Here is a 925-nt window from a genome sequence, read left to right on the forward strand (position 1 = left end):
GGGCCGTCGGGGGTGGTCACGCTGGGACCTGCGGGAAGGTGGCCACCACCCGGAAGCCGCCGCCCTCGCGTGGTCCCACGGTGAAGTGGCCGCCGGCCTCGGTGACCCGGGCGCGCATCCCGGCCAGGCCACGGCCTTCCTCCAGACTCGCCGGGTCCGCCGGGCCCGCGCCCCGGTCGGCGACCTCCAGCACGAACTCGCGCGGATCGCCGTCCACTCGTACGAGCGCCCTCGTCGGACCGGCGTGCCGCAGGACGTTGGTGAGGGACTCGCGCACGACGCGATAAACCGGCCCTTGGAGATGGGCGGGCACGACGAGGTCGGCGGGCTCGACGTCCACCGGCAGGCCCGCCGCGCGCACGCCGGCGATGAGACTCCGCAGGTCTCCGCCGGGCGGGTCGATCCCGTCGAGGGCCGCACGCAGGTGGGCGAGCGCCGTCGTGCTGGTCTCCCTGATCGCCTGAAGTGAGGCTCGTGCCTGCTCCGGGTCGTCGTCGAGGGTGACGAGCGCGAGCCCGGCCTGCATGGCGATGGCCGCCAGCCCGTGCCCGGCCGCGTCGTGCACCTCCCCGGCGATCCTGGCCCGCTCCAACGCGACCGCCTCCGCAGCGACCGCCGCATCCGGCCGTAGTGCGACCGTCTCCGCAGCGACCACGTCCAGCCGTAGTGCGACCGCCTCCGCAGCGACCGCATCTCGCCGGAACGCGATCGCCTCCGCGGCGGCCGGGTCCAACGGCGGCGTGACCGCTTCCGCAGTGGCCGGCCGGAGGGCGGACGCCTGGGTGGTGGCCGGGGTGCGAGGTCCTGGTGCCGGATCCAGGGTCGGGGTGTCCTGGAAGGGCGGTGTGTCCTGGTAGGTGGCGTCGTGGGCGACGGCGTCCGAAGGGGCGGGGCGGACGGTCGTGAGCCTGTCTCTTATACACAT

Annotated in this window: 1 protein-coding gene; it reads right to left on the reverse strand. The window is 74.8% G+C overall.

Translation table 11 applies throughout. The annotated features are described in order from the left end of the window. Positions 1–16: 16 nt before the first annotated feature. A partial coding sequence (locus tag ETD85_RS62505) for a sensor histidine kinase (protein ID WP_138699125.1) occupies positions 17–925 on the reverse strand: 909 nt, incomplete at its 5' end.

The sequence above is a fragment of the Nonomuraea zeae genome, assembly GCF_005889725.1.
In the GTDB taxonomy this organism is placed as follows: domain Bacteria; phylum Actinomycetota; class Actinomycetes; order Streptosporangiales; family Streptosporangiaceae; genus Nonomuraea; species Nonomuraea zeae.